The organism is bacterium (assembly GCA_008933615.1).
In the GTDB taxonomy this organism is placed as follows: Bacteria; CLD3; CLD3; order SB21; family SB21; genus SB21.
The window spans coordinates 25,117-46,588 of record WBUR01000022.1 but is presented as its reverse complement, the minus strand read 5'-3'; the positions used below and the strand labels follow the sequence as shown (position 1 = coordinate 46,588).

The following is a 21,472-nucleotide window of genomic DNA, read 5'->3' as shown; positions in this document are numbered from 1 at the left end:
TTCGTTAAACGGACGCCTTTTTTGTTTTTCTAAAATGGAGTTTTGCAATTAGGGCAAATTTTTTCATTTTTCCTAAGTTGCTGGACATACCGTGGTGAGTATATTTTACGGCAACCGTTGCAGATCACGCGGTGTTCAAAGCAAATAGTATCCTTCGTAGCATGGCACTCAAATGTATGGTCGGCGCACAAGTCCTTCTTGCAAACACAACATGTTTTTAGACACGACTGACAGACCGTTTCATCGCCCACGGCACAAACGCGGTGGTGCTTATCGCACACGGGCTGATGACAGGTATGGCATCCCGTCTGACAATTGGAGCAAAGGGGATCACTGCAGACAACGCACGCTGCCGCATGTTGAAGATCCGAGAAATGCTTTTTGCAGGTCGAGCAAACAAAAGAACAATGTGAACATCCGATTTTCCCGTCATCGCTCAGAATAATTCTTTCCATATTGGAATGACACACCGGGCAGGAACCATAATCTATCTCTCCTAAGTAAGGGTCATACACCATTTCCAGAAGAGCTTCCGGCCCAGACGACGGAGAGGCTAATTTTGCAGAAATCCGGATTTCAGAACGTTCGATAATATGGTAACTGAGCAATTTTAAAACAATGCGGAGTTTGTGATTATCAATTTCTTCTTTGAGCTTTAGTTCATTTTCACGCTCAAGGTGAATTCGTTTTTCTTCATAACTGGGCTGATTGCGGTGTAGTTCCTGTATCTGCGCAGTATAATAACCTTTGATGCGGGATACGTTACGGTGCAGACGTTTTAATATCTCGTTTTGTAAGCTTTTACCGTATTCCTGGGCCCGTTCCGATGCGGCTTTCAGGCATTCACGAAATTGAATTTCCAGATCTTTGCGTGATAATTCGATACTGCCTTTTTGCTGGAGAGGCACCACATCTTTCATTACCGCATTCGTGTAATATTCGCCAGATTCAAAAACGGCTCCTGTACCATCAACGCCCAAAGTGAAGATATCCTCAAGTTTTTCGTCTGATAAATACGTGACTTTGAAGTTGAACAGAATATCGACGACTTTTTCTTTTTTTGACTTTAAAGACGTGACCTTGCCGTGGTCGAGTTTAATGCAATTAAGCAGTTCGTCGCGCGTCGGCTGGTAGCGGTCATCCAGGCGGCTGACGATCTTACCGCCGCGGTCCTGAAGATAATTATATATTGTATTGAGTACGTAACTCCCGTGAGTGACCAACTCACTCTTTTCGTCTACGTCTTTTGCATCAAATACTAACTGCAATTCATCCAGACTGAAATACTCTCGCAATTCATCGGATAGCTTTACAGAGATCCGGTTGCGCGATTCCCGGACTTCGGAGCCGTTGATCTCAAAAAATTGTTTAATAAATGATTTCATGTTTTACAAAATAAAAAGAGAACGCCGAGCGGCATTCTCTTTAAGTCCGGAGCTATGTTATGATGAACTATTTTTCTTCTTTTCGGCAGCAGTCGGGTAATTTTTCAAATGCTTCTTTATTTGCAGCCTTGTCGTTGGCTCCGTAACCCGACATAACGATAGCATCCTCGATTTCAGAGACTTTAACCGATGCAGGAATAAATTCGATCATGGCCAATTTAGTATCCGTATTCACGTCGACATTTTTAATACCGTCGAGTTTCATAACCGCGGTCTTGATCGTGTTAGCGCATTCACCGCAAATCGAGGTCGGTATCTTTACGATTGCTTTTTCCGTCTTGACTTCTTTTCCGCAGCTCATGACAACAAGAACTGAAACAAAATAAGCTATAGAATACAGCATCTTTTTCATAGTTCGCCCTTCTGATTAATTTTGGATATGATCCTGCGGTTTCTTTCTGTATATCAAGGCCAGGGGAATAAGAACTAAATAGCCGATACAAAGGATAAGAGGGGATACCGTTAATGACAAAAATCCGTAGACCGGCCCGCTGGCCATACAAATGTATCCGACAATTATGGTTGCCAAGCCGGCAAAAAACAAATAATAATTCTCGGCCGTAAACGGCAATGCCGATTTCTTGCTTTGTAGTTTCTTGGCCTGGTTCTTTGCGAGATTTGATTTCTTTAAGTTAACAGACATTACCATCCTTTGTTTTTTGAACGGCAAAAATATAGAGAAATCGTCTTCATTTGTCAAGATAATTAAACCGCTATAAGATGTCCGAGGATACCGTCAACAATCGCTCAACGGCGGTGTGTCCGGTTTTACCCAAATCCAACGTATAATTATTCACATAAAGTGCAATGTGACTCAACATGACGTCGTCGCTCATTTCCTGTGCATGTTTTCTGACGTATTCACGACTGGATTCCGGATTGTCAAAAGCGAATTGAACGCTTCGCTTCAATATTCTGTCAATCTTTTGCTGTAAATCAACACTGAACTGTTTTTTGACAACAATTCCGCCCAAAGGAATGGGCAGTTTAGTTTGAGATTCCCAAAATTCGCCCAGGTCTTGAATTCTTTTTAGTCCCTTCGCTTCATAAGTAAAACGGTTTTCATGGATAATTACGCCGGCCTCAATTTCTCCATTAATCAAAGCCGTTTCTATATCAGAAAACAAAAATATTTTAGCATCGATTTTCTTTCTCAAATAAAGCTGGAGAAGCAGATTGGCCGTTGTATATTTACCCGGAATTCCGATGTGCGCCGGTGTCAAATTCTTTATATTTACAACCTTCTTGCTAATCAGCAAGGGCCCGCAATTACGGCCTAGCGCGCTTCCGGAATTTAACAGCGCATACTGGTCTCGCAGAAACAGGTACGCGTGGTAGCTGAGTTTGCTGATGTCCAATTCTTGCTTAAAGGCGCGCATATTCAAATTTTCTACATCCGCGAGTTCCGGTTCAAATCGAAGGTCTTCGGTATCGATTTTTCCATGAATCATGGCATCGAAAATGAATGTGTCGTTGGGACAAGTAGAATAACCGACCGTAAGTGTGGTCATGTTCGTTGGGATTTTGTTATTTAAGGTGTGACAGGAATTCAATCATGAAATGCTGAATATTAACTGAAGCCAAAGGGATATTCCATTGTAACGTATCGCGCGGTTCGACATAATTGGAAATAGAACGAAACTCAAAAAAAGGAATTCCTTCCTGCAGGCACACGCAGGCTACTGCGCCGCCCTCCATGTTTTCGACGTGCGGATCATATAATGATTTTATACTTTCGATACGGCGGGCATCTCCATTGACGGTATTAACTGTTACGCTCCGTACCTCTTTTACGTTATTCGGATAATAATCAAAGAAATCAGATAATTTGTTGGGGTTGAGAATACGGTTGTAGTATTCTTTTCCGTCTTTAGTAAAATGTTTGAATCCCATTTTTTTCAGATCCAGGAAATTTCCGTCTGCATCGGTGGCGCCAATTTCAGAAAAAATTTCTTCTATTACGTGCACAACATCCCCGATAGGTCTTGAACGGCCATAACTGCCGCATATCCCGATATTCAAAACCAGGTCGAAGGTTCCCTTGGAAAGAATTTTAGTCAAATGATAAGCGGTGTTGGTCATGCCGATACCTGTTACTTCAACATGCACTAAATGATGATCGAATCGGTGCGAGGTTATTTTCTCGGATTCAGAGTGGGTTGCTGAGACAATAAGAATATTCATGACATGTTAAAAAATAAAACCTGCCCATGAGAGCAGGTCGATGAAGATCCGTATAGTTCATTATTAGTTCAAAATTGGTATGGAGGCTTTTGGATTTAAAGCTAGTTCAATATCGTTGTCATTGTACGACTTGATGACGTGGTATAATGCATCGCGTTCAATCGGCTGGCGGCCCGCGTCCTTAATAAGCTTGATCAATTCAGGCTCCGTCATACCCCGCGCGCTGTCGGTTCCGGCCATACTCATGATCTTCTCCTCGAGAATCGTTCCTTCAATTTCATTAGCTCCATAGCTCAATGCCATCTGCGCCATTCTTTTGCCGATCACAACCCAGTAAGCTTTGATATTTGGAAAATTATCCAGCATGAGGCGGGGGACCGCGATCATTTTGAGATCTTCGAATGCGCTTACGTCCGGTAAATTTTTTAAGCGGTTATTCTCATGTTGGTATTTCAAAGGGATAAAAGTACTAAAATGTCCTTTGGATCCTTTTGATTTGGACTTGTTCTGCAGATCGCGCAGCCGCAACATATGATCCACGCGTTCCTCATACGTTTCAATATGTCCGTAGAGCAATGTGGCGTTTGTCATGAGCCCTAGTTCGTGCGCCATTTCGTGAACGGCAAGCCATCCTTCCGCCGTTGATTTTTCATCGCAGATTTTTTTCCTGACCCTGTCGGCAAATATTTCTGCGCCGCCGCCCGGCATGGCTTCGAGGCCGGCTTCAATTAGTTTAGTTAATACATCTCGAAGGGTCATGTTATAATGATGCGCATAATATTCAATTTCAACCGCCGTGAAGCCCTTGATGTGCAGATGAGGAGCTGCCTCTTTGATCGTTCGCAGCATATCGGTGTAATAACTGAAAGGTAGGCCCGGATGCAGCCCGGATGTAATGTGAATTTCCTGAATTCCATGTTTAATACCGTCTTTGACGCGTTGGGCAATTTCTTCCATGGTCATCGTATAGCCGCCTTCTTCGCCTTCACGGCGATAGAAGGAACAGAACATGCATGAATAATCGCAGACGTTCGTTGGATTCAGTTGCCGATTGCGGACAAAAAAAGAACGATTGCCATGCATTCGCTCACGAACGATGTTGGCCATATAACCGACGGAACTCAGGTCCTTTGATTCAAATAATTTCAGACCGTCCTCAAATGACAAGCTCTGATGATCCATAACCTTCTGGTAAATATCGTCCAATCCGGATTTCTTGATCATCGATTTGATCAAAACGTGGTTAGAGCCTGCGGCGACCGTGTTCATAAACTTTCCTTGAGTATAAACAAAGTTTCAAAATTTACTGAAACTTGAATTGAACAAATGTAAAAGATAGGCTGTCAAATTACAAGAAATATTTTAGGATTGGATGTCAACCCGCCTTCAGCAGTTCTTCATTTTCGGCGAGTTGGAGCTTTTCGATAATCTCGTCTATCTTGCCGCCCATGACGCCTTCGAGGTCGTATAGGGTGAGGCCGATACGATGGTCGGTGAGGCGGTTCTGCGGAAAATTGTACGTGCGCACTTTTTCGCTGCGGTCGCCTGAGCCGACCATCGATTTACGCTTGGAAGCGATTTTCGCATCGTGCTCTTCTTTTTGTTTCTCGTAGATTCGCGACTTCAATACCTTCATTGCTTTTTCGCGGTTTTTCAACTGAGATCGCTCTTCCTGACACTGCACAACGATTCCGGTCGGGATGTGCGTCATACGCACGGCGGTTTCAACCTTATTGACGTTCTGTCCGCCTTTGCCGCCAGCGCGGTAAATATCGATGCGTAGATCGTTGGGGCTGATCACTACTTCCTTATCAACGTCATCAATGATTGGAAGAACGGCAACAGAAGAGGCTGAGGTATGAACACGCCCTTGTGTTTCTGTTTTTGGCACGCGTTGCACCCGATGCACTCCGCTTTCGAATTTCAGTTTTCCGTACGCTCCTTTACCCTCAACTTCAATGATCATTTCTTTGAACCCGCCCTGATTAGCCTCGGTAAAATCTAAGGTCTGGAACCGCCATCCCATTTTTTCGATATAGTACCGATACATGGCAAAAAGGTCGCCAACGAAAATACCGGCCTCATCACCGCCGGTGCCTGCGCGAATTTCCAATATACATCCGCCTTCGTCGTGCGGATCTCGCGGAATAAGAAGATATTTCAACTCGTTTTCGATCGTGCCCTTTTCAAGTTCCAATTGGATCAATTCGGCTCGCGCCATCTCGCGTAATTCCACATCATCCGAATTATGTATGATATCGTTATTTCCTTTAATATCTGATAATATTTTTCTATAGACGCGGTATTTGTCAACAATCTCTTCGGCGCTGCTGCGTTCTTTGCTTAATGTTCTGAATCGGTTCTGATCCGAAATGGTCTCAGGCCGCGTCAGCATATCGTTGATTTCGTTAAACCGGGTCTCTATTTTTTCTAATTGATCTAACATGATTTTGTTCAGAGGACTCTTAAGGTGTTCGAAATTAGGCACAAAAAAAGGAATACACCTTATGAAAAAAGACAGGGTATATTCCTTTTTTAGAAAACGTAAGCTAAGCTTTTTCTTTAGCTTCCTTGAATTTGGCGATTTTCTTGTTGTATTTGTCGACGCGGCCTGCGGTGTCAATCAGTTTCTGCGTCCCGGTATAGAACGGGTGGCAGCTTGAGCAAATTTCAACCTTGATATCGCCAACCGTCGAGCGGGTGACAAACGTATTGCCGCACGAACAAGTCACATGGGACAGCGGGTATGCAGGGTGAATATTTTCTTTCATTGTCGAAATCCTCGATAAATTTATTGTTCAAAGAAATTATTTTCAGTACTTTAGCGGCGCATTATACAAAGTAATACATAAAAACACAATATTTTTTTTAGTTTTTTTTTTACTCACTTGACTCCGCTTACATTTTGAAATCCTTTGATTATTAACTGATTTGGCATTAGAATATTCCGCTTATGATGAAAGTATTCCTTAACATTGCGCTGTGTTTCAATATTCTGGCCGTCACGCACCCGTATGCTTTTTTCAGCCTCGCTTTTCATCCTCTGCAGGTCACGATCTACTGGGATGTTGCTGATCAGGACGAGGATATTTTTGTGAGCAGGATTAATACAGATGACGGAACTTCCAATATAGTGTATCAGGAGGAATCCAAACGCGATCATGATCAGAAGAGTAAACTGAAACTGAAGATCAAAATTGAATACTTTCCGAATCAAAAAAAGTTTGTTTTTGTATCGCTTTTTTTTATCGATAACGGTGATCATTCGTTTATCCCCGTACACCAGAGCTTTATAACCGCACACTTTCATCCGCCGAATCTCCCCGCATAACATCAGTTGAATGCCTGGTCGGCATCAAAACCCAGGATTTGCACCTTCATCAAAAATCATATGATCGGGAGTGGTAATGAATAAACGTACTTTCCTTTTCATTCTGATTTGTCTTGCATCGGTTTCAGTCCGTTCGCAGGAAAAGAAGAATGACAAAGCGGATTCTACATACAAATTGTATCAATTGGAGGGAATTACGGTAACCGCAACACGGATTCCTGAGCCCATCATCGAAGTTCCGTTGGCTGTCACGGTCATCGGCCGTTCACAGATTCAGAGTCAACGCGGATACGGACTGAATGACGCACTAAGTTATGTGCCGGGCGTTTTGGCGCAGTCGCGATCGGGTAATCAGGACATCCGGATTTCGATCCGCGGTTTTGGAGCGCGGGGCGCGGGCGACCGGTCCAATGCCGGCACTTCACGGGGCGTGCGAGTTCTGATGGACGGAATACCGGAAACAGAACCGGACGGAAGAACGTCGTTTGACATGGTTGACCTCAATGCTGTGCAAAATATGGAAGTGGTACGCTCTAATGCATCCGCCATTTGGGGGAATGCGGGCGGGGGAGTGGTCAGCATCAGTACGGTTCCGTATTTTGAAAAACCCTACGCCAATGCCTCTGCAAAATTCGGCAGTTTCGGATTGCAGGAATATTTTTTTCAGGCGGGTACGGTTGTCGGCGAAACTAGATTTTACGCTAATTACACGACAACGTCGTTTGACGGGTGGCGCGTCAATTCTGCAAGTGAACGTGATATAGTCAATTTGGGAATCGTCTCTTCCGTTTCCGACGCGACAACGCTGGGTGTACATCTGGTCGGTACGCGAAACTTATTTCATATTCCCGGTCCGTTGAATAAAACACAATATGATTCTTCTGCAAAACAAAGTAATCCGACTTATCTCAGCCGTGTCGAAAGTAGAAATAACAAAACCGGCCGGATCGGCGTCACGCTTGAGCATCAGATCAATGATGACAATGGAATTTCTGCAATGGCGTATATTAATCCGAAATATCTCCAGCGTTCGGAACGAAATACCTACCGTGATTTCACACGATATCATGTCGGCGGAAACGTAATGTATCGTCACGGATGGTCGCTATCTTCCTCCGTAAAAAATGTGACGCTGATCGGTATGGATGAGGCCTATCAGGACGGCGCGATCTTGTTTTATTCACTGACCGGCGATGGAGGCCGTGGGAATGAATTGAGAGATAACAAACGCGAAGGCGCCAATAGTTTCGGTTCGTTCATGCAGAATGAAACCGATTTCCATGAGAACATTTCCGTCATACTAGGTTTGAGATACGATGTGGTGAAATATTTCAATGAGAACTTCATAAATACCCAGTTGGGACTGCAAACTAAATCATTCACGGGGCTGACGCCCAAAGCCGGCATCAGTTATCGGTTTACGGAAAAACATAGCGTGTATGCGAATGTCGGCGGAGGCGTGGAGGTTCCGGCCGGAAATGAAACCGACCCGGCAGGCACATTGCCATCCGACACTGCGTATGCCGTTAATCCGCTTTTAAAGCCTATACGATCTCTTACGACCGAGATTGGAACCAAGCAAGTTGTCGAAATGGCTGATGACGGATTTTTTCAGCTCCTTACATACGATGCCGCGTTCTATTGGATTCAAGTGAAAAACGACATTATTCCTTACAAGGGCGGGCGATTTTATTTTACGGCGGGAAAAACGCAAAGGATCGGCGCGGAATTAGGTGTGAATCTTAAACTGGACCACGGGTTCTCGATTCAATCCTCCGCATCGTATTCGAATAACCGGTACGTTAACTATACTGTAGATTCAGTGCATTACGGAAGGCCTGGACAATCGGCGGATTATAAAGATAATAAGGTTGCAGGCGTGCCGGATCTGTTCTACAGTTCCAGTCTGCGTTATGCTCCTGAAAGGATGAAAGGCGGGTTTATTGAATTAGGTTTCCAGGGCGTTGGAAAATATTTCGTTGACGATGCCAATCAGATTCAAGTTCCTTCGTATGCGGTATTTAATGCGACGCTGGGTTTGGATAAACCGATTCAGCTTTCCGAACATCTGTTTGTCAGAGCATTTTTTAGCATTAATAATCTGATGGATAAAAAATACGCAGGTTCTGCATTTGTTAATCCCGATATGGTCGATGGAAAGCCGGTTTATCTCGAACCGGGTTTACCGAGAAATTTTGTTTTCTCGATGACAGTCGGGTGGAATTAGAGCGTTCTACCAAAAACCCCGCACTAAAAATGCGGGGTTTTTGTTTACAATTTCAAATCATCGTACATTCGTTTATAGACTCACATTCTAATTCTTTGCATTATCCGGCTGTGCCCAGATGTCGATATTAGCGTTGTAGACGGGCATTAATTCATATTCCTTCTCCGGATGATCCGTGTCCATGACATAGACGGTCGGGTTCGGGAAGCGAACATAATACAAATAATGCGTTTTACCAAACCATCTCACCGTCTCGTGCTCGCCTTGAATGATTGGCGTGGCCGTCGTATCGGAAGTATTCATCAGGTAAGTGATCTTATCTGCCTCATAACCGCGGCTGAAAACAATACGCTGGCGGTCCGATGAGATCTCGAAGTTACTCTCATCCAGCAGATTATTTGTCATACGCTCTACCAAAGTCTCTGTCACATAATTATACCGGTATATCTCGCGAAGACTGTCATACTGCGCATATTCAGTACCCCTCTGCGGTGTAGCAACTAAGAAAATCTCTTCTTCTGCGCTCCATCGCACGTGGCCTTTCTTCAAGAAGACTACTTTTGAATTCCATACTAAAGAGTCAGGCCCACCAAGACGAATCGTACTGGAAAGTGTATCAACAATTGAGAAAGAGAAATACAAAAATGAGGAAAGTATCTTGTCTCCTCCAGGACTCCACAATGGCGTATTATCTGCATAGTGAAAGAGAGATACATATGTCCTTGAGTCTGTGTAGATGAATAGTTTAAATGGCCCCTCAAATCCAGAATATGTGCACACGATTCTTTTTCCATCAGGGCTCCAATTTGGTTCTCTAAACGACTCATAACCATCGGTGGAATCTGATATATATTGCTCCGAAACGCTGTCTAGATCCCGAACAACTAAGACATTTTTGAGAAGTGAAGCAACTGGCTTTGAATACACGATCTTGCCTTTGAGCTGTGGGGGGCTAATAGTGTGTTTTTCCGATGAGTCACAGGCAGTCCAGAAAACAAAGGCTGCAATATATATATACGGTTTCATGTTTGATCTCCTTCACTACTTTAAAAGCATCATTTTGCGTGTTTGGATATAGCTGCCCGCCTGCATGCGATACAGGTATACGCCGCTGGCAACCGCGTTCCCGGAATCGTCTAATCCATCCCATTTGTGGGGTGTCCACAATCAATAAGGATTCTTAACAAAAAAGAAATCTCCGTTTTGACCGGAGACTTCTTCATAGACCATTAGTGCAAGTACTTCATAAAAAATGGCACTGTTTTTTTCTTGAGTTCTCAATCTCCCACGCTATCCGGCTGTGCCCAGATGTCGATATTGGCATCATAGACGGGCATTAATTCGTATTCTTTCTCCGGATGATCGGTGTCCATGACATACACCGTGGGATTCGGGAAGCGGACATAATACAAATAATGCGTCTTGCCAAACCATCTCACCGTCTCGTGCTTGCCTTGAATGATCGGCGTAGCCGACGTGTCGGAGATATTCATCAGGTAGGTGATTTTATCTGCCTCATAACCGCGGCTGAAAACAATACGCTGGCGGTCCGATGAGATCTCGAAGTTACTCTCATCCAGCAGATTATTTGTCATACGCTCTACCAAAGTCTCTGTCACATAATTGTACCGGTATATCTCGCGCAGGCTGTCATGCTGAGCATGTGGCGGATAGTCAGGCCTATGCGGTGTGGCGACTAAGAAAATCTCTTCTTCCGTATTCCATCGCACGTGGCCTTTCTTCAAGAAGACTACTTTTGAATTCCATACTGAAGAGTCAGGGCCATTATAATAGACTGTATTTGAAATGGTGTCAATAATTTGGAAAGTAAAATATCCTACTGAAGAGAGTATTTTGTCTCCACCCGGACTCCATAATGGTTCATAATCAAAATAAGACGAGAGCGTTACATATTTCTTTGAGTTAACATAAATGAACAATTTGAAAGGCCCCTCAAAACCAAAAAAAGTACATACTATTCTATTTCCATCAGGACTCCAATTTGGCTCATTGAAAGAACCATAACCATCGGTGGAATCTGATATATATTGCTCCGAAACGCTGTCCAGATCCCGAGCAACCAGGACCCGTAACGGAAGCGAAACGATTGGTTTTGAATACACGATCTTCCCTTTGAGCTGCGGGGGACTTATGGTGTGTTTTTCCGATGAGTCACAGGCAGTCCAGAAAACAAAGACTGCAATATATATATACGGTTTCATGATTGATCTCCTTCACTACTTTAAAAGGAAAAATGCAGAAGAGTATTACCCCCCCCCGGCAGATTGCATGCCAATCGTGAGTTGCAGGTCATAGTCACCTCCGTGATTGGTTATTTGGCTTTTTTAGATGGGCTACGTATAAAAAATGTATGAAAATTTTTTTTAAAAACAATGACCTTCGTCATGTTTTTTTATATTTTCTTACTGTAGAATACCTCCGGCAAAAGCTGCCAAAAAAAAGCAATTACTCGTTGAGAGAAGAATAACAAAATTTTATGTCCGATTAATTGATTTCAGGCTGATTTTACTTTATCTTCTTGTCGCACAGAATCTATTAAAGTATGAAACTATGACCCCCGAAGAACATCAATCGATGAAAAACTATCTGCTCAGTTCCGACTCGGAAACAGTATGGAACGGGACGGTGAGAAATTTTACATTCGCAAATGTCAGCGCAATGTTCATCTGGTTTGGAACTGTATTGTTAGGATCGAATATGGATATTTTCGTCTGGCTAAAAATACTAGCTTTATGTCTTTCCATCACATTTTCAGGCTGGTTTGCTGATCGTGCGTGGTATTTTTTTGTTTCAGAAAAGTTCAATAAACCTTTTTCTTTAAAGGCTTACGTGAGCCGCGCGCCTTTTTTCTTTTTTTTATCCGGAATATTATTTACAATGGCGCTGTTATTAGTTCGGTGGATCGATTGGACGCAGACACTGCAGTACTTTTTGATCGGCGGATGTGTCCAGTTGGCGATACAGATTCCGCTGCAGTGGTTTTTATTTAACCGGCTGCGAAAATTAAGTTTAACCAATTTGTAGAAAAGGAGTATAACACTTGGGCGCGACAGTACACCACGTCATTATTATCGGTTCCGGCCCGGCAGGTTTGACCGCGGCTATTTATGCATCACGAGCTAATTTAAATCCAATTGTTTTTGAAGGAAATCAACCCGGCGGACAATTGACTATTACAACAGAAGTTGAAAATTATCCCGGTTTTCCCAAAGGTATTTTGGGGCCGGAAATGATGGAGCTATTCAGAGAGCAGGCAAAACGTTTTGGCGCAAAATGCGAATTTAAGTCTATTGAGAAAGTTGATTTTTCTAAGAGACCGTTCAAAGTAGTGGACGACGGCGGGGTGGAACATCTTGCAGAAACTGTAATTATATCAACCGGCGCGTCGGCAAAATTACTTGGATTGCCCAAAGAAAAAGAATTGATGGGCTACGGCGTTTCGGCATGCGCGACCTGCGACGGGTTCTTCTTTAAAGGAAAAGATATTCACGTGGTCGGCGGGGGAGACACGGCAATGGAGGAAGCAACGTTCCTCACGAAATTCGCAAACTCCGTAACGCTGATTCATCGCCGGCAGGAATTCCGCGCATCGAAGATCATGATCGAGCGCGCCAAAAAAAATGAAAAGATCAAATATCTTTTGGATTCCGAAGTGGTGGATATAGTAGGAACACAGGATTCGCATATTAAATCTCTGAAAGTCAAAAATGTGAAAACCGGCGTTATTTCAGATGTTCCAACGCAGGGATTTTTTCTTGCGATCGGACACAAACCGAACACCGATTTATTCAAGGGAATCTTGGATATGGATGAAAACGGATATCTGATCACGGAAGGCACGTCCACTAAAACCAATATTCCCGGGGTATTTGCATGCGGAGACGTGCAGGACAGTTACTACCGTCAAGCGGTTACGGCGGCGGGCAGCGGATGTATGGCGGCAATCGATGCCGAAAGATATTTAGCGCATTAGACGAAATGCAAACACTTACCACGGAGAAACGGAGTGCACAGAGAAAAGAAGATTTTGCGAAATACAACTGGATGACACAGCAATCCAAGAATTTTGTAACGGTGGTGATTGATTCTTGCGGACTATAACGAATAGATATGTTTTCAATGATAAACTTACCCGGAGTTCAAGTCATGTTGCCAAAAAATCTCCTTAGAGGCTTAGCGTTTTTATTGTTTACGATTCTGGTTATTAGTTGCGGACCGCGCAGCCAGATGCTCAATCAAGCGGATTGGCAGGCGAATAAAGAAAACAAGACGCATGCCCGCGTAACGGTATTCATAGCCAATGTTGACTTTGAGACGAAAATAATGAGCGCCTCAAATGATAAATTGGTGGTTTCGCAGAACGGACAAAATGCCGAATTGCCCGTTGAAGTCATTTCAAAAATTGTTTTTTCCGGAGATCACAATAAGAAGAAGAAAATTATCTGGGGCTCGGTGATCGGCGGTGTTTTGGGGATTGCCGGAGGTTATGCAGTAGGTTCAGCGGCATCCAGCGAGGGCGGGGCTGCGGCTATGGCCCATCCTCTTTCCATGGCAGTAATTTTAGGCGGCATGGTCGGCGGAGGATTTGCAGGTTCCAGTTTTACCAAATACGAGGAGTATTCTTTTAACAACGAGCTTGTTCCGTACATTCTTGACGAGGATCTTGGTCCTGAAATCACTCCCGCAGAATTACGCGGATATTCTATATTTGATAATTTAACGAACGATTCCGATGAAAAAGTACTGCAGGTGCAGATTTTTAAAATGAAAAACGGAAAATTTTTTCTATTATATGACGTAACGTCACTCGGATCTTACGGCGTTAAATGGCAGACGGTGGACGAAGATTACCTGCTGACGCAAAAAGCAAAGATCAAGACTCAGAAGTAATTATTAGCCACAAACGGCACAAGTTTTCACGAATTTGAATTTTTTGTGGAAATTTGTGTGGATTCGTGGCTAATCGTTTTTTTAACCGAGTTGTGACACTCAAAAATAGAGTTTAATGAATATTCGATTTATTTATATTTTGATTCTTTTCGTGAGCGCCTGCGGAACCAAACAATCGACGCCATCGAGAAATGAAACCGCAGGAAAAGGCAATACCACTGATAATAAGGCTCTGGAACTTGCCGACCGTATGATGAACGCGATGGGCGGTCTAAACGCATGGAATGAAACGCGTTATTTCAGGTTTGATTTTGTTGTTGAAGCAGACGGGAAGGAAGTCTCAAGGCATCAGCATGTATGGGATAAATTCACCGGACGCTACCGCGTGCAGGGAAAAATGAGAGATGGAAAATCCTATTGTATGCTGTATGAGGACATTAATAAGAAAAGGGGGCGGGCGTACGTTGACGGTAAATTGTTGGATGCAAAAGAGGCGGAGGATAAACTTCAGTACGGTTACAACCGTTTCATTAACGATACGTACTGGATCATCATGCCGTGGAAATTGAGGGATCCCGGCGTTACGCTGAACTATAACGGCCTGCAAAAGGATTCTGCGTCCGGAATTAATTATGAAACGTTGCATCTGACTTTCGATCAGGTTGGCCTCACGCCAAAGGATCAGTATTGGGCTTTCATCAATCCGGAAACATACCTGATGGACCAATGGAGATTTTTTCTTCAGGACTCGGAAGACGGATCGTATTATTGGAAAAACTGGAAGCCGTACGGCGCCATGAAATTTTCTACGGAAAAACAGAATATGAGGAAAAACAGAACGATCAAAACGGAAAAAATTAAAATATTAGATCAAGTAAACGAGGATGTTTTTTCAAACAACCAAGCCCTTTTGCCATAAATCTGATCGGATCTGATTCTGAGCATGACTGATTCTTCAATTGAAATTAATGGTTCTACTCAATTATATGCCCTCATTGGTTCTCCAATCCGACATTCCCTTTCACCGCTTATTCACAATACGTCATTTAAATTGTCAGGTATCAATGCCGTTTTTCTGGCGTTTGATAGTCTCGATCTCAGAGGATCTCTAAGCGGATTTAAAGCGCTTGGCGTTGCCGGGTTCAGTGTGACCGTTCCACACAAAGTTGCTGTGACCGGCTATTTGGATGAAGTTTCGTTTGAGGCAAAATTGATCGGTTCTGTGAATACGGTTGTCCAAAAGCGCGGTAAATGGATCGGTTATAACACGGACGTCGTAGGGTTTACAAAATCAATGGAGCCCTTCCGAAAAAATATTGAAAATGAGAAAGTGTTGGTTCTAGGCGCAGGCGGCAGCGCACGGGCTGTGATATATGCATTAATAAATAATTATGATGTCGGCGAAATTTTTATTTACAACCGCACTCAAGAACGCGCGTTGCGATTGATCAGTGACTTTGCATCCATAAGGCCTGAAATTCCACTGCGGTTTGTTTCGTCAGATGAATGGCCAAAACTTGGGTCCAAAGTCATCGTCAATACAACGTCGGTAGGGTTAGCTTCGGAAGAATGCCTCGTTGAGCCTGATTTTTTTGATTCCGAAATGATTGTTTATGACCTTATTTACGATCCGATAAAAACGCTGTTTTTGCAGTATGCGCACGTTTCCGGAGCAGTTGCGATCAACGGACTCGACATGTTGGTTGAACAAGCAGCGGCGGCATTTTATTTGTGGACTGAGCGAATCATGCCCATCGAGATTGTAAAAAAAAACTTATTGGAAAAAGTTGATAATCAGTAGTCTTCAGACTTATATTTCAACTACATATGAATTTATCTGCTGAAGAAAAAAAACTTTTACTGGACATCGCACGGCAATCGATTGTATCGTCCGTGAAAGGAGTGCCGGTACCGGATTTGGCGGCAAGCTACACTATTTCTCCTTCGTTAGAAATAAAAGCAGGAGCCTTTGTCACAATCGAGATTGATCAGCACCTGCGCGGGTGTGTGGGTTATATCCAAAGCAACGAACCGCTTGCCGAGACGGTCAGTAAGGCCGCTGTATCAGCTGCTCTGCATGATAATCGTTTTAGCCCATTAACGGTTGGTGAATTAGGGAACATCGAAATTGAAATCAGCGTATTATCGCCGATGAAAAAAGTCAAAGATGTCGAAAGTATCTTGCCCGGTCAACACGGGCTCTTGATAGAGAGCGGGTTCCACCATGGCTTATTGCTTCCGCAAGTTGCTACGGAATACCGATGGGACAGGGAAACATTCCTTGAACAGACTTGCATTAAAGCGGGATTGCCAAAAAACGCATGGAAAAAGCCAGAGACGGTTATTTACTGTTTCACCGCGTTAGTTTTCAATGAAGAAGGAATTAATTAAAAATGGGGATGAATGAATAACTTTATTCTTTTTGCCGGATTGTTGTTTGCGTTTTTGCCGAGTTGTGACATAGCGAACGCGCAAGATGCACAAAGCGGAAGTTTAAGTATCTTCTGCACTGCCCCTGCAGTGTACGGCAAAGGACGAGAGGAAAGCGAGATCGCGGAACGGGTCAATCTAAAGACGCAGTATTTTGCGAATTGCTACGGCAGGAATATTACATCCGGTGAAGCGAGGGAATTTAAAGTGAGATTTCGTTTTGTTATCAAGCCAGCCGGAAATGTCGATTCCGTGACGATCGTGTTTGACGGCACTAAGAATGCTGGTTTTCTGGAGTGTATGAAAGGGATTTTCCTGCAAATGCAATTTGTAAAAATTCCGCTAAACCAAGGCGACTGTGCCGTGGAACAATCGGTCATATTCAGAGTTTTATAAATTCATATTTCACATCGCGCGTTCTTCGTCAAGGCGACACCGTGTCGCCTTTTTTGTACAATATGCACGCGCTTCTTATCTAAATGTTGAGGTAACATGAAATTCAAAATTGCATCGTCATACGTTTCAGCGCTTATTGTCTTGGCGTTATCGTGGACGATTTCCTGCACATCGATTCCGCTGTCAACTCAAAATAAGGCAGCTAAGGAATTCTACTTAAAAGGCCGGTCTTTTGAAAAAAAGGGAATGTCCCAGTGGCGATCCGCTCTGGACGCGTATCGGAGAGCTGTGAGGATCGACAATAACTTTGCCGAGGCCAATGCTGCCCTGGCGAGAGTATATGACGGGCAAGGCCTTTATCGCAAGGCCGCGGAGAATTACGGCAAGGCGCTGTTATTAGACAGCCGCATGACTGAGCTTTATCTGCCGTATGGGAAAGCGCTTTTTAACACGGAAGAATATGAAAGCGCTTATATCAGTTTACAGCGGTATACGGCCGCTTATCCGGATAATATAGATGGCGTCGTATGGCTGGCTGAAACTGCCCGCGCCCTGAATGATCCGGGCGCTGAAGTCTTCTTTCTGAAGCTCACAGAGCTTGATTCCAGTAGTCTTGATTCGTGGATATCACTGGCGCGATTCTATTACGATGAAAAGGATTATGCAAGGGCAATACCGGTGTATGACCGCGTTGTGAAAACCGGTAAAGCAGCCGAGGCTGGTGTGTATTATGAATTCGGTGATTGTCTTCTGAGAATGAAGCTGTGGGAGCTGGCGCTGAATCAGTTTGACCGAGCGGCGGCCATTGGATTCAAAGACGATCTTGTTAACGAATACGCAAGACTCATCAGGCTTATCCTGAAGGGCCAATTTAATGAAAACGCTTTTGTCAATTATCTTGACGCGCGATCGCAAATGGATCTCGTAAATGCGGTTAAAGATAAACGAAAAGCATATGAAATCATCCTGTCTTCTTTAAAAGAAGCTATACGAATCGAGCCGAATTTTACATTAGTCCTGACTGAACTTGGCCGGATCAATTTTATTCTGGGCAAGGATGAAGAAGCATTAGGGTACTACGAAAAATTAATTCAACAAGGCCGTATGGGCGCGTTTGAATATGGCAATACGGCTTATTTGTATTTCCGCCGCCAGGACTGGGTCAAGGCGAAGGAATATTATCAACGCTCTCTGGAACTTGATAATCGTCAGGTCAATATCAGAGATTATATGGTGACGGTTCAAAAGTTGATAGATGGAAAAATTAATAAAGATGCGTATCGCTATTATGAAAAAGGAACAAGCGCGTCATCGCCTGATTCTGCCGAATATTATCTGCAGCTCGCTTTGTCCGTTGATTCGTCTTATTACGAAGCATACATGCAGCTTGGTTTGCTGCGGATGCGAACAGGCAAGTACAAACTGGCTGAAACGTCTTTTGTCAAGGGAGTTACATTTACTTCCGATCCCGTTATTCAAAAGGTCTTTCATTATAATTTGGGCCTTACATATTCCCAGATCGATTTTCATGACAAAGCTATACAGCATTTCAACAAAGCGGTGGAATTGGATTCGCTGGATTTTGATGCCATGTACTACCTTGCAAAAACATATGCCGATAAATCCGATATGACCAATGCGGTGAAAACATATGATCGGTTGATCGTCGCAGATCCGGATTATTTTCGCCCAACCGTTTCAGATATGCAAACCCATGGCCTTGGAAGTGATTATGCAGGAGTAGGAGATCGGTTTGTTGTTTTTGACGATTCACTTAGAATCGGCCAGACGAATACGTACACACTGAAAGTAAAATCCAAAAACGATGCGCTCATCGGGGCTGATGCCAATGGCGACCTGTCGAGGGAACTCACTATCGTTTTCCGGGAACAAGTTCAGGATATAACTGATTACGGTGAGGTTGAGTTTGCGCTCGATATTATTTCTATCGACGGGTATGCATTGACATCCAAAGAACGGAGTTCCATTGGGCAACGATTATATTTACGGATGTCCGATGTATACGGAGTCACGAATATTTACGGATTACTGGAAAGCGATCCACACGCCTTGCCGCGTTTTGTAATAGCCGTCATGGAAGATCTGCACGGCGCATTCTTAAGAAAACGTACATACGAAGGAGAAATGTGGAAATCCAATCAATACGTTTTCAAACTGGGTTCTATTGATGCGGTGACCGAGCTCGAAGAAATCAGCGACGGTATTGCCTATGGAAAAAAATATTATGGCATCACCGGAAGTTATGATGCGGCGCGGTATGGAGAACAAGGGCGCATTTCAATTCAACATCGGGGCGTTGCGGAACTGGAATTTGATTCGGGGAAACGATTGATACGGAAGCTCTCTAATAATTTTTCGACAAAAGAGTTCAACGAATTTAAAGCCACTACAGAACTGCAGGAAGCGTCCTATAGCGCCGTTCTCACTAATATCAAATTTGAGAAGCTGGAGCCGCCAAAAAAAGTAGTGATTGAAAATATTCCTTATGTCAAGCAGCATGGCCCGCAATGCGCGGCTGCATCGCTGTCTATGGTGTTGTCCTATTATAACCATTATATAGATCAAGACGATATTTATTCAGTTATTAAAAGCGATTATGCAGGAGCTCAGTCCAATGATATCCTTTCTTATCCCCGAAGTTTGGGTACATATAAGTCCTTTGGCTATATCGGAACGATAGAGGATCTCAAAGAACGAATTGATCAAGGCATACCGGTTCTGGTTTTTCTGACGCCATTTGGATACGGCCATGTGGTCGTGGTAATCGGTTATGACGAGAGCAAACATCAGATCATCATGCATGACCCGACAGTAGCTAATAACCAGGCGGTTTCATATGATGATTTCCTGCAGGAATGGCGGCAGAGCGGAAATGAATGTGCGATCATTATTCCATTTGATAAAGAGATCAATGTAACGGAAGGGCCAATAACAACCGGCAAAGCGGTTGAACTAAAATGGCAGGGCGATAAAGCGATAGGGGAACATCAGTATGAAAAAGCTATGTCGAAGTATCGGGATGCGCTCACTATTTTGCCAACCTATGAGAGCGCGATGGAAGGGATCATGCTGATTCATCTGCAAAAAGATAATTACGATCAGGCGTCCGCTGTTCTCGATACTCTTCTGCAATTGAATCCCACAAGCATTGAATTAGTGTTGCGCCGTGCAAGCTTGATGCTTTCGCAAAATGACTATGACAAAGTTCTGCAGATCACTAAAAAGGCTAAACAGTTGGACGAATCAAATATCATTAATTACGTATATACGGCCAGCGCGCTTTTTGCTCAGAAAAAATACGACGAAGCTATTGCTGAGATTAAACAGGCAATTCGTATCAATCCGCTCACTTCGACCCCGCGTAATTTACTATCCGGTTATCTGGCTGAGACCGGAGATTTTGAACAAGCTTATGAGCAAGCGCAATTCACCATTCGATACGAACCAGAGAATATAGGAAATTATCTTAGTTTGAGCGGCTTATATCAAACGGAAGTGAATAATCGTTTTCTTACAGCGCAAAAAAAATGGGCATTGCTCAGAAAATCTTTGGAAGCTGCCGACTTTGTAAAGGCGGCAAATCCTTCGCTGCCCAATCTCGACCAGATCTACGCGGATTTCTATACGTCTGCAGGTATGCAGGAAATTGCCGACTCGCTATTCTATGAGAACATACGAAAATTTCCGGAGGAGAACGGCGCTTACAATAACCTGGCCTGGCGCTATGCGACGGATGCGATACGGCTGCCGGAAGCGGAGAAGTTATCACAAAAATCCATCGAATTGTCGCAACGCAATCCTTATTACTTTGACACGATGGGATGGATTCACTTCAAAATGGGTATTGCCCTGATGAAGACAAATAAGCAAGACTCGGCGAACGCCTATTTCAAAAAGGCTGAAGATGAGTTCAAATCAACCATTGAATACGATATTTATAGCGATTTTGCTTATCGTCATCTCGGTATTCTGTATCAAAAGTGGGGCAGAACGACAGAGTCAAAAGCTCAATTTGAAATTGTACTCGGCATGCTTCCTGACAAAGCACGCGTGTACACGGACATCGCCAAGGATTTTGAGGAAGCCGAACTTCCTCACGAAGCCATTGAATACTATTTAAGGGCAATTGAAAACCGGCCCAGTCTCGATTTTGCGGCTTACCGATTGTCCTGCCTGTATGTAAAAACCGGAAAAGATCTGAAACGTGCGATGGATTTTGCACAACAGGCATGGCTTCAGGACTCGACGAATTTTCTGTACAAAGGTTTATTCGGAATAATTTATTATCACAAAAACGATTTTAAAAATGCAAAAATGTACTTAGAGCAGGCGGTTGAAAGCCAGCGAGGTTATCTTGATAAAGAAGCGGCGGCAAATCATTATTATCTGGGGTTGGTATATCGCGAACTCAAACAGCCGGCTGAAAGTAAAATGCAGTTTAAAGAATATCTCCAGAGGGCGCCTCAAGGTGAGTTTGCGCAGGCGGTGATAAAGTTGATGAAATAGTTCAGATGTCGCGGTTTTTTC

20 protein-coding genes are annotated in these 21,472 nt (G+C 43.6%); 10 read left to right on the top strand and 10 right to left on the bottom strand.

Going from position 1 to position 21,472, the window contains the following annotated elements; genetic code table 11:
* Window positions 1–29: 29 nt before the first annotated feature.
* The 8 genes from F9K33_09620 to rpmE all read right to left on the bottom strand — a co-directional run bounded on the left by F9K33_09620 (window position 30) and on the right by rpmE (window position 6,400).
* On the bottom strand, window positions 30–1,385 hold the full coding sequence (locus tag F9K33_09620; GenBank protein ID KAB2879364.1) for a hypothetical protein: 1,356 nt from the start codon (window positions 1,383–1,385) through the stop codon (window positions 30–32).
* Window positions 1,386–1,452: 67 nt separating this feature from the next.
* Window positions 1,453–1,797 carry a hypothetical protein gene (locus tag F9K33_09615; protein ID KAB2879363.1) on the bottom strand — a complete coding sequence of 115 codons (345 nt, stop codon included), beginning with the start codon at window positions 1,795–1,797 and terminating at the stop codon, window positions 1,453–1,455.
* 15 nt (window positions 1,798–1,812) lie between these two features.
* A complete protein-coding gene (locus F9K33_09610) occupies window positions 1,813–2,088 on the bottom strand; it encodes a DUF3098 domain-containing protein (protein ID KAB2879362.1) in 276 nt (91 codons plus the stop codon).
* A 70-nt stretch (window positions 2,089–2,158) separates the two neighbouring features.
* On the bottom strand, window positions 2,159–2,956 hold the full coding sequence (locus tag F9K33_09605; GenBank protein ID KAB2879361.1) for a 1,4-dihydroxy-6-naphthoate synthase: 798 nt from the start codon (window positions 2,954–2,956) through the stop codon (window positions 2,159–2,161).
* Between the two features lie 16 nt (window positions 2,957–2,972).
* Window positions 2,973–3,629, bottom strand: a complete 657-nt coding sequence (mqnB, locus tag F9K33_09600) for a futalosine hydrolase (GenBank protein ID KAB2879360.1) — start codon at window positions 3,627–3,629, stop codon at window positions 2,973–2,975.
* A gap of 63 nt (window positions 3,630–3,692) precedes the next feature.
* Window positions 3,693–4,853 (bottom strand): aminofutalosine synthase MqnE, encoded by a 1,161-nt coding sequence (gene mqnE, locus F9K33_09595; GenBank protein KAB2879389.1) that lies wholly within the window; start codon window positions 4,851–4,853, stop codon window positions 3,693–3,695.
* Between the two features lie 151 nt (window positions 4,854–5,004).
* Window positions 5,005–6,075: a peptide chain release factor 1 gene (gene prfA, locus F9K33_09590; GenBank protein ID KAB2879359.1), complete on the bottom strand. Its 1,071-nt coding sequence runs from the start codon at window positions 6,073–6,075 to the stop codon at window positions 5,005–5,007.
* Between the two features lie 103 nt (window positions 6,076–6,178).
* Entirely contained in the window at window positions 6,179–6,400 is a 222-nt protein-coding gene (gene rpmE / locus F9K33_09585) for a 50S ribosomal protein L31 (GenBank protein ID KAB2879358.1), read from the bottom strand.
* Window positions 6,401–6,582: 182 nt separating this feature from the next.
* Between rpmE and F9K33_09580 the strand changes: the two genes are divergently transcribed.
* Complete coding sequence (locus tag F9K33_09580; GenBank protein KAB2879357.1) at window positions 6,583–6,960, top strand: hypothetical protein; 378 nt, start codon at window positions 6,583–6,585, stop codon at window positions 6,958–6,960.
* 76 nt (window positions 6,961–7,036) lie between these two features.
* Window positions 7,037–9,187 (top strand): TonB-dependent receptor, encoded by a 2,151-nt coding sequence (locus F9K33_09575; protein ID KAB2879356.1) that lies wholly within the window; start codon window positions 7,037–7,039, stop codon window positions 9,185–9,187.
* Window positions 9,188–9,274: 87 nt separating this feature from the next.
* Here the strand turns inward: F9K33_09575 and F9K33_09570 are convergent, their stop codons facing one another.
* Entirely contained in the window at window positions 9,275–10,213 is a 939-nt protein-coding gene (locus F9K33_09570; GenBank protein ID KAB2879355.1) for a hypothetical protein, read from the bottom strand.
* Between the two features lie 251 nt (window positions 10,214–10,464).
* Window positions 10,465–11,409, bottom strand: coding sequence for a hypothetical protein (locus F9K33_09565; GenBank protein KAB2879354.1), 945 nt, complete (start codon window positions 11,407–11,409; stop codon window positions 10,465–10,467).
* Between the two features lie 349 nt (window positions 11,410–11,758).
* Between F9K33_09565 and F9K33_09560 the strand changes: the two genes are divergently transcribed.
* The 8 genes from F9K33_09560 (at window position 11,759) to F9K33_09525 (ending at window position 21,451) form a co-directional block, all read left to right on the top strand.
* Window positions 11,759–12,232, top strand: coding sequence for a hypothetical protein (locus F9K33_09560; GenBank protein KAB2879353.1), 474 nt, complete (start codon window positions 11,759–11,761; stop codon window positions 12,230–12,232).
* A gap of 16 nt (window positions 12,233–12,248) precedes the next feature.
* Window positions 12,249–13,181, top strand: coding sequence for a thioredoxin-disulfide reductase (gene trxB / locus F9K33_09555; protein ID KAB2879352.1), 933 nt, complete (start codon window positions 12,249–12,251; stop codon window positions 13,179–13,181).
* A gap of 173 nt (window positions 13,182–13,354) precedes the next feature.
* Window positions 13,355–14,098, top strand: a complete 744-nt coding sequence (locus tag F9K33_09550) for a hypothetical protein (protein KAB2879351.1) — start codon at window positions 13,355–13,357, stop codon at window positions 14,096–14,098.
* 115 nt (window positions 14,099–14,213) lie between these two features.
* Window positions 14,214–15,017 (top strand): hypothetical protein, encoded by an 804-nt coding sequence (locus F9K33_09545; protein ID KAB2879350.1) that lies wholly within the window; start codon window positions 14,214–14,216, stop codon window positions 15,015–15,017.
* 24 nt (window positions 15,018–15,041) lie between these two features.
* Window positions 15,042–15,899 carry a shikimate dehydrogenase gene (aroE, locus tag F9K33_09540; protein KAB2879349.1) on the top strand — a complete coding sequence of 286 codons (858 nt, stop codon included), beginning with the start codon at window positions 15,042–15,044 and terminating at the stop codon, window positions 15,897–15,899.
* A gap of 26 nt (window positions 15,900–15,925) precedes the next feature.
* Window positions 15,926–16,489, top strand: a complete 564-nt coding sequence (amrA, locus tag F9K33_09535) for an AmmeMemoRadiSam system protein A (protein ID KAB2879348.1) — start codon at window positions 15,926–15,928, stop codon at window positions 16,487–16,489.
* A 12-nt stretch (window positions 16,490–16,501) separates the two neighbouring features.
* Window positions 16,502–16,924 (top strand): hypothetical protein, encoded by a 423-nt coding sequence (locus F9K33_09530; GenBank protein KAB2879347.1) that lies wholly within the window; start codon window positions 16,502–16,504, stop codon window positions 16,922–16,924.
* Window positions 16,925–17,020: 96 nt separating this feature from the next.
* Window positions 17,021–21,451, top strand: a complete 4,431-nt coding sequence (locus F9K33_09525) for a tetratricopeptide repeat protein (protein ID KAB2879346.1) — start codon at window positions 17,021–17,023, stop codon at window positions 21,449–21,451.
* Window positions 21,452–21,472: the final 21 nt, after the last annotated feature.